Here is an 8917-nt window from a genome sequence, read left to right on the forward strand (position 1 = left end):
CCGTACTCAAGTACAGCCTGCGGCTAGCTTCCTAGTTTGCTCTTTGATTTTCATTGAGTATCAAAAGCCCGATGTTTCCATCAGGCTTCTTTTCTATCCATGTACACGTTTCATATAGTCTTGGTAACTTTCAGTATCCATGAGTTTTTTAGCATTCTTGACGCGATCTGCTGTTGGTGGTTTAACCCCTTCGAGTGAATATGGAATTCCCAATTCACGCCATTTAAACTCACCCATGGTGTGATAAGGTAGAATTTCAAACTTATCAACATTTTTGAGGGTCTTGACAAACTTACCAAGTTCAATCAAGTCATCATCTCTATCTGTCAATCCTGGAACTAGCACGTGGCGAATCCAGACAGGTTTTCCAATATCTGATAGATACTGGGCACAGGCCAAGATATTTTTATTGGTTTGGCTAGTAACAATCTTGTGCTGTTCTTCGTTGATTTCCTTGATATCCAAGAGGACCAAGTCAGTGACAGCCATGAGTTTGTCAAACTTCTCAAGGTAACGTGGTTTATTACGGAAAGGAAGGGCACAGGTATCCAAGGTACAGTGGATTCCTTGTTCCTTAGCCTTGGTAAAGAGGGCAATCAAGAAATCAATCTGCAAGAGGGCTTCTCCTCCACTGACTGTAATCCCACCCTTATTTCCCCAGAAACCGCGGTAACGCAAGGCTTCTGTCAAGACATCATCTACCGTCCGTTCACGTGACTTATTAGACTCCATAGCCCAAGTGTCCGGGTTGTGGCAATACTGGCAACGCATGTGACAGCCCTGCAAAAAGACAATAAAGCGAATACCAGGCCCATCTACTGACCCAAAGCTTTCTGTCGAATGCACCATTCCTGTCACTTGTCCATAATCAATTGTTTCTTCAGACATATCGTTACCTTCCTTGAAAACGTTTTATAGTTTTATTATATCATGACTTGAAGGAAAAACAAGATTTTTGCCTATTTTTTAGAAAGCAATCTGTTTTTCAATTTCATTTTCAATGACTTATCATTTTATTCTTCAAAATCAAAGCCATACAAGGTTGCAAAGTAGTCCTCAGGGCGCTCTGCTCGGCGTATTTGACGGGCTTTGCCTTCTTCGGTATAGAGGATTTCCGCAGAACGAAGTTTGGCATTGTACTGGTAGCCCATTGAAAAACCGTGAGCACCTGTATCATGAATTACCAGCAAATCACCGATTTCTGTATGAGGCAGTTCGCGATTCACTGCAAATTTATCATTGTTTTCACAGAGTGAACCAACCACATCTACCACTTCAGCTGGTCCATCTGGATGTGTCACGTTAGTAATATGATGGTAAGCTCCGTACATAGCCGGACGCATGAGGTTGACTGCTGATGCATCCACACCTAGATAGGTACGGTAGGTTTTCTTCTTATGGGTAACTCTTGTGACCAAAGCACCGTGAGGTGCCAACATAAAACGACCCAATTCGGTGAAAATCTTAACCTGACCAAGACCTGCTGGCGTAAGGACCTCTTCATACACCTTACGAACTCCCTCACCAATCAAGGCAATATCATTTGGCTCCTGGTCTGGACGATAGTTGACTCCAATACCGCCAGAAAGATTGATAAAGTCTAGCAAAATCCCCAACTTTTCCTTGATTTCAACAGCCAATTCAAAAAGCTGACGCGCCAACTCTGGATAATAGAGATGGGTCACGGTATTGGACGCTAGGAAGGAGTGAAGCCCAAAAGTCTTGGCTCCTTTTTCCTTCAAGATGGCAAAAGCTTCAAATAGCTGGTCCTTGGTCATACCAAACTTGGCCTCCCCAGGATTATCCATAATGTCTGTCCCCAGTTCAAAAACGCCGCCAGGATTGTAACGACAAGAGATGATTTCTGGAATGCCTGCTGCTCTCTCCAGATGTTCAATATCTTCAAAGGCATCCAAGTTAATAGTCGCACCCAATTCACGCGCATAGGCGTATTCCTTGTCTGGCGTGTTGTTTGAAGAGAACATAATCTCAGAACCAGGGAAATTCAGTTTATGACTCATCAAAAGCTCTACATAACTAGAGCAGTCCACACCACAGCCTTCCTCTTGGAGAATTTTCAAAATAGCTGGGGTTGGAGTAGCCTTAACTGCAAAATATTCCTTAAAGCCCTTGTTCCACGAAAATGCTTGGTTGACGGCTCTTGCCTTCTCACGAATCCCCTTCTCATCATACAAGTGAAAGGGAGTTGGGAACTCGGCAACAATCGCTTCTAAGTCTTCTTTTTTGATAAATGGTGTTTTCATAAGTTTCCTTCTATTCTATTTGCAAAGAAAGGCTGGGACAATCGTTCCAACCTTTAGTTCTATCTCTTATTTATCTTCGTCAAAGATATTGCCAACCTCAACATCGATGGCTTGGTTCTTGACATCAATATTGGTTACCTTCAAGAGTGACTTGTAGTCAAACTGCTTTTCGCGTTCTTCTTGAGCATTATCCGCAAAGACCGCTACACCTGCCAATTCTGAATCAAACTCACGCAAGAGGCTGATCATCCCATTGACAGTTCCTCCACCTTTCAAGAAATCATCCACAATCAAGACACGGCTGCCTGCCTTGAGACTGCGTTTTGAAAGGAACATTTTCTCAATACGGTCACCACTTGAACCTGATACATAGTTGACGCTAACTGTTGAACCTTCGGTAATTTTCAAGTCACGGCGTACAATGACAAAAGGAACATTGAGGACATTGGCAACTGCATTTGCAAGTGGAACACCCTTAGTCGCTACTGTCATAACCGCATCAATTTTTTGGTCCATAAAGCTCTTGGCAATAATGCGACCAATATTTTTCAAGATAGCTGGTGTGCTAAGTAAATCAGATAGGTAGATGTAACCACCTGGCAAGATACGGTCACTTTCTGACAACTTGGCACGCAAGTCCTCGACCATTTCCTTGGCATCATGGCTTGAGATTGATGGTGTAAAAATGACACCACCACCAGCACCAGTTACTGTCTGGATATGACCGATTTCAATTTCCTCAAAGGCACGTTTGATAATGACGATATCTTCTGAGATGGATGATTTAGCAGATTCATACTTTTCAGCAAAAGTATTGAGACTAGTTAGTTTATAAGGATTATTAATCAAATAGTTGGAAATGACAACCATCCGATCACTTCTTCTTAATTTCATTTCTATTTCCTATTCCATTTTTATTCAAAAAATCAAAAAGCAAACTAGAAAGCTGGTCGCTGGTGGTTCAAAACACTGTTTTGAGATTGTCGATAGAACTGACAAGGTCTGTAATATACCTGCATATATACATACAACAAGGCGATGCTACCCTAGTTTGAAGAGATTTTCGAAGAGTATTCATTTTTGTCTTTTACTTATTATACCATATTCACATAAAAAAACGAACATTCTTATCCTAAAAAATGCTCATTTTTCTTAAATTATTAATCTAAATCTGGTTTATAGAAGGAACGATTGTCCATAGCGAAGATTTTATTGGTCATCTCTCCTTTATCTACCAAAGCCAGAGCTGTTGACATCATCATCATGCTTGCATCCAGATTGTCAATCATATGGATAATCTCTGCCTCCATAATGCGTGGACGGACTGGGCTTCCATACTCAAGTAAGCCGTGGTGACTGAGGATAACGTGACGAAGCAAAACGACTTCTTCCTTGGTATCATCGATGCCGAGTTCCATCACTGTCTTGGTAATTTCACTATCAATCAGAGCGATATGCCCAAGAAGATTGCCTCGCACTGTGTACTCAGTCTGGTCTGGCCCCGTCAACTCAATGACCTTAGCCAAGTCATGCAGCATAATCCCTGCATAGAGCAGGCTCTTATTGAGTTGAGGATAAATTTCGCTAATAGCATCCGCCAAACGCACCATGGTCGCCGTATGATAGGCCAAGCCCGTTTCAAAGGCATGGTGGTTGGTCTTGGCAGCTGGATAGGAGTAGAATTCCTTATCATACTTGGTGTAGAGCTTTCGGACAATACGTTGCCAAACAGGATTTTCAATTTTGAAAATCATTTGCGACATGTAGTCACGGATTTCCTTGACATCAACTGGCGACTTGACCTTGAAATCGGCTGGATCATTGGGTTCACCGGGTTGAGGCAGGCGAAGAGTAATTTGATTGACTTGAGGGGTATTGTTATAAACTTCTCGGCGTCCTTTCATGTGGACAACCTTACCTGCGGTAAAGGCCTCAATGTTATGAGGTTGGGCATCCCAGAGCTTCCCATCAATCTCGCCACTATCATCTTGGAAGGTAAAGGCTAGGTAGTTTTTCCCAGCTCGAGTTTGCCTCAGGTCAGCTGATTTGATTAGGTAAAAGCCTTCAAATAGCTCATCTTTTTTCATGTGACTAATCTTCATATTCTTCCTCATTTTCTTGGAAATGGAGTAGATCAAGCGCAGGCTCACCTTCTGATAACTCAATGTGACGGAGCGTTCGCTCGATAGCTGTAGTGCGACGGTTTAATAATTCATCAATATTGCCAGAGGCATGTTGAAGATGTTTTTGTGCCTTGACCAGAATGCCACCAAACTTGCCAAACTCGGTTTTAACGCTAGCAAGGGTCTTACTGATATGGTCGGCACTCTTTTGGATATTGAGAGTCTTGAAGCCAACCGATAGGGAGTTGAGCAGAGCTGACAGGGTACTTGGACCTGCGACAATAATCTGCTCCTCCCGTCTCAAGTCATCAAAGAAAACCGGATTGCGGACGATTTCTGAGTAGAGACCTTCTGTCGGAACAAATAAAACTCCAAAATTGGTCGTCCGAGGCGGTGCTATGTACTTGTTCCTAATATCCTTAGCAAAACGCTTGACACTTGCTAGGAGTGACTTACGACAGCGTTCGATTTCGTCCTTGTCACCTGCTTCATAGGCTTCTTCTAAGCGGTAATAATCTGCCAGTGGAAACTTAGAGTCAATTGGTAGATAGACGTACTCTTGCTCGCCTTGTCCAGGCAGCTTGATGGCATACTCCACTCGTTCACTGGAGTTTTCAACCGTTGCGTATTCTCGTTCATACTGGGCAGGGGTCATGATGTCTTCGATGATTTGCCCCAGTTTCAATTCTCCCAGAATCCCTCGCGTCTTGGTTCCGGAGAGAACCTTATTAAGAGCACCGACATCACGGGCAACTGTCTGCATTTCTCCCAAACCTCGATTGACAGACTCCAGTTGTTTGGAAACTGTCTCAAAGGAGGCTTGTAAACGAGTCTGCAAGGTCTTTTCTAGTTTTTCCTCGACTGTCTGGCGCATTTGTTCCAAACGTTGCTCATTTGATTCCTGCAAGGCTTGGAGACGTTGGTCAGTCTTATCCCTAGTTTGCAAGAGATTATCTGTCATTTCTTGACGAACCTGAGTCAGACCTTGGTGCAATTCGATTCGCACTTCTTGCAAACGGTCGCTAACAGCCACTTCCAAGTCTTTCTGGTCTAACTGGCTGGCTTGTCTGGCTTGCTCAAAACGATAATCCAACTGGTCTGACAAATGATCTGCCTGATCCTCCAAGCTCTTACTTAAATGTTTCTCCTGTTTATCCTGCCTTTGCCAAATCAGAAAGGGTCCAGCTAGGTTGGCAATTAATAATAGAACAAGTAAACTTTCCATCCTACCTCCTGTCCTTACTATGCAGCACGACCACATAGCCATCCGGGCAAGTCACCGAAACTTCCCTATCTATATATTCGTTAGAAGCGTACACTTTTTTAAAGAAAAAATTTTCCTCTGTCAACTCATACTTAGTTCCGAGAATGGTCAGCTGGCTATCCCGAACTGGCATAAAGGCTAGATAGTCGTAGTCTGAACGGGGATGTAGCTGACTGGTCCCTTCTGGACAATAAGTAATCAAGTTTTGTCCATCCTCAATCTCTATCTGGCGCATATAAGGTGCCAACTTGGGATTACTAGGTAAAAAGACATTAGCCAGCATATGATCAATACGTCCACCCAAAGCACCGAAAATAGTAATCTCAGCCTGAGGATTGTTCTTAAAGATAGTCAAGAGAGCCAATTCCAGATCTGTATCATCCTTTTCTGGTCGCGCTTGGACAAAATACTGGGCACGTTTTTGAATCACCTGCCGCTCTTCTTCGGTCACAGAATCAAAATCTCCGACTGCTAGAGCAAGAGGCAAATCTTCTTCCAAGACCCAGAGCGAGCCTCGATCCACACCGACAAAAGCATCAAAATCTGTCCGATAATGACCGCGGTCTCCGCCTGCAAAAACTGCAACCCTAGTCCAGTTGTTTTCTGAGAGTTTGTACTCGCTCATTGACATCTCCCTTAAAGACATAGGAACCTGCTACAAAAACGGTCGCACCAGCTTCTTTGGCTTGGGCAATAGTTTGATCATCAATCCCGCCATCCACTTCGAGTTCAAAGTTCAAGCCTTTTTCCTGACGAAGGGCAACCAACTCACGAACCTTATCCATGGTCTCTGGTAGAAAGGCTTGCCCACCGAAGCCTGGGTTAACCGTCATGACTAAGACTTGGTCAACTAGGTGAAGAACGTGCTTAATCGCTTCAACAGACGTACCAGGGTTAATGACAACCGAAGGCTTGACACCGAGTGAACGAATCTTTTGGAGGGCGCCATGAATATGAGGCGTTGCTTCCACATGAATGCTGATGATATCCGCACCTGCACGCGCAAAATCTTCTAAATGATGCTCAGGGTTTGACACCATCAAGTGGCAATCAAAGACCATCTTGCTATGAGGACGAAGACTCTCGACCACACCCGCACCAAAACTGATTTGCGGTACAAAATGACCATCCATGATATCGATATGGGCATATTCTGCCCCTGTTGCTTCTAGACGTTTGATTTCACGTTCAAAGTTGGCATAATCTGCTGCCAGAATTGACGGAGCAATCTTGTATTGAGACATAGGTTTCTCCTTATTTTGGAATTTTTTTGCTGACTTTTTTATAGGTTTCCCTGCGATTTTCAATTTCGCTGAGGAATTGCAGGTAGTTGTCAAAACGGAAGGGCGCAATGGTACCTTCTTCAACTGCTGGCTTGACCGCACAGGACGGCTCATGGGTATGGGTACAAGTACGGAACTTACAATCTAGGCTAACAGTATCAATCTCTGGAAAAGCCTGATTAAGGTCTTCAGCCGTTGTCACTTCATAATCCAGCGATGAAAATCCCGGTGTATCTGCGATTTTACCCCCATTGAGGTTGTAAAAGCTAACAGCTCGAGTGGTATGACGCCCGCGACCCAGACTGTCTGAGATTTCTCCCGTTTCAAGATTAAGGTCTGGTGCGAATTTATTGAGAAGAGTTGACTTCCCAACACCTGTCTGCCCCATAAAGACTGTAACCTTGCCTGTTAACAAGGGCAAAAGTTCTTCTTTACTGGTCACAAAGTCATAGCCGATGTCACCATAAGTCTGTTCATAAAAATCCAGTTCTTCCCTATCTTCCAACAAATCCATTTTAGAAATATAAACGATGGGATGAATGTCCTTGTGCTCCAAAAGAACCAAGAAACGATCCAACAAATTGCTGTTAAAATCAGGTTCCTTGACGGACATGATTACTACAGCTTGGTCAATATTGACAATGGGCGGACGGACCAGACTGTTTTTTCGTTCGTAAATCTTGAGAATATAGCCTTCTGAATTTTCCTCGGCAGAAAAATCGACCCAATCCCCAACGTAAGGGGTATGACCCTTTTTACGGAAATTCCCACGCGCTCGTGTTTGATAGACCTGGCCATCACTCTCTACATAGTAGAACCCAGCCAAGGCTTTAATGATTTGTCCCTGCATCTTAGAGTCCTTGCCCTTTAAGTGCATCTGCTAGGCTGGCAAACTCTTCCAAGCTGAGAGCTTCCCCACGCACACTTGGTGACAAGCCTGCCTGATCTAAAGCTTTGGTCAATTTGTCCTTGACTTCCTCGGTCTTGCCAAAGTAACCTGTCAGGTTGTTCCACAAGGTCTTGCGTCGATGAGTGAAACTAGCCTTGGAAACCTTAAAGAAAAAGTTCTCGTCTTCCACTGCTACGGCTGGCTCTGGACGGCGCACCATTTTCAAAATAGCAGAGTCCACGTTTGGCGCTGGCACAAAGACCGTACGAGGCACGATAAAGGCAACCTTGGCTGTCATGTAATACTGCACAGCGATTGACAAACTGCCATAAGCCTTGGTATTCGGTTGAGCAGAGATGCGATCCGCCACTTCTTTTTGCATCATGACCACAAACTCACTAAAAGGAATACCACTCTCGATCAAGTGCATGAGAATAGGCGTCGTGATGTAATAAGGCAAGTTGGCCACTACCTTGATTGGCAGGTCAGGATTTTTAAAATTTTGGATATGTCGCGCCAAATCGACCTTGAGAATGTCTTCGTTGACTACGGTCACATTATCAGAATCACGCAAGGTATCTGCCAAAATCGGCACCAAACGGTGGTCGATCTCAAAGGCCCTGACCTCTGCTGCACGCTCTGCTAAAAACTCGGTCAAGGCACCAATACCTGGCCCGATTTCGATGACATTAACCTGGTCGTCAATCTCAGCCGTATCCACGATTTTTTGAAGGATATTGGTATCCGTCAGGAAATTTTGTCCGAAAGACTTTTTAAAGGTAAAACCGTGACGCTCCAGCACTGCCTTGGTCACGCTATAATCTGCAATTCTCATCTATTCTCTTTTCTATTATCTGTTACTACTATTGTAACACATTCCCCTTGTATTTTGGGGGTGAAAATCATACCAAAAAACTATCTTTCCTCGTGAAGAAAGGTAGTCTTGGAAATTTTTAAAGGGGGACTTAGCGCTTCTCGCGAAACATACGTTCATACTCTTCGAAAATCAAATTCAAACCACGTCAGCTTCACCTTGCCGTATATATGTGACTGACTTCGTCAGTCTTATCTACAACCTCAAAACAGTGTTTTGA

The 8917-nt window shown here is 43.8% G+C and carries 9 protein-coding genes; all 9 read right to left on the reverse strand.

All coding sequences use genetic code 11. The features are described from left to right. Positions 1 to 93: 93 nt before the first annotated feature. Complete coding sequence (gene pflA, locus ADH54_RS00930; protein WP_001288288.1) at positions 94 to 888, reverse strand: pyruvate formate-lyase-activating protein; 795 nt, start codon at positions 886 to 888, stop codon at positions 94 to 96. 125 nt (positions 889 to 1013) lie between these two features. Further along, entirely contained in the window at positions 1014 to 2264 is a 1251-nt protein-coding gene (locus ADH54_RS00935; protein WP_049523510.1) for a diaminopimelate decarboxylase, read from the reverse strand. A gap of 66 nt (positions 2265 to 2330) precedes the next feature. Next, positions 2331 to 3158 carry a pur operon repressor gene (purR, locus tag ADH54_RS00940; RefSeq protein ID WP_004238844.1) on the reverse strand — a complete coding sequence of 276 codons (828 nt, stop codon included), beginning with the start codon at positions 3156 to 3158 and terminating at the stop codon, positions 2331 to 2333. A 266-nt stretch (positions 3159 to 3424) separates the two neighbouring features. After that, positions 3425 to 4366, reverse strand: a complete 942-nt coding sequence (locus tag ADH54_RS00945) for a 3'-5' exoribonuclease YhaM family protein (RefSeq protein ID WP_049523512.1) — start codon at positions 4364 to 4366, stop codon at positions 3425 to 3427. Then, on the reverse strand, positions 4356 to 5612 hold the full coding sequence (gene rmuC, locus ADH54_RS00950) for a DNA recombination protein RmuC (RefSeq protein WP_049523514.1): 1257 nt from the start codon (positions 5610 to 5612) through the stop codon (positions 4356 to 4358). The genes ADH54_RS00945 and rmuC overlap by 11 nt, the downstream gene beginning before the upstream one ends. A 1-nt stretch (position 5613) precedes the next feature. Further along, entirely contained in the window at positions 5614 to 6276 is a 663-nt protein-coding gene (locus ADH54_RS00955; protein WP_049523515.1) for a thiamine diphosphokinase, read from the reverse strand. Continuing rightward, positions 6239 to 6895 (reverse strand): ribulose-phosphate 3-epimerase, encoded by a 657-nt coding sequence (gene rpe, locus ADH54_RS00960; RefSeq protein WP_049523517.1) that lies wholly within the window; start codon positions 6893 to 6895, stop codon positions 6239 to 6241. Before rpe ends, ADH54_RS00955 begins: the two co-directional genes overlap by 38 nt. 10 nt (positions 6896 to 6905) lie before the next feature. Then, positions 6906 to 7784, reverse strand: coding sequence for a ribosome small subunit-dependent GTPase A (rsgA, locus tag ADH54_RS00965; protein ID WP_049523519.1), 879 nt, complete (start codon positions 7782 to 7784; stop codon positions 6906 to 6908). 1 nt (position 7785) lies between these two features. Beyond that, positions 7786 to 8658, reverse strand: coding sequence for a 16S rRNA (adenine(1518)-N(6)/adenine(1519)-N(6))-dimethyltransferase RsmA (gene rsmA / locus ADH54_RS00970; RefSeq protein ID WP_049523521.1), 873 nt, complete (start codon positions 8656 to 8658; stop codon positions 7786 to 7788). Between the last annotated feature and the right edge of the window lie 259 nt (positions 8659 to 8917).

The sequence above is a fragment of the Streptococcus pseudopneumoniae genome (assembly GCF_001072315.1).
Lineage (GTDB): Bacteria > Bacillota > Bacilli > Lactobacillales > Streptococcaceae > Streptococcus > Streptococcus pseudopneumoniae_R.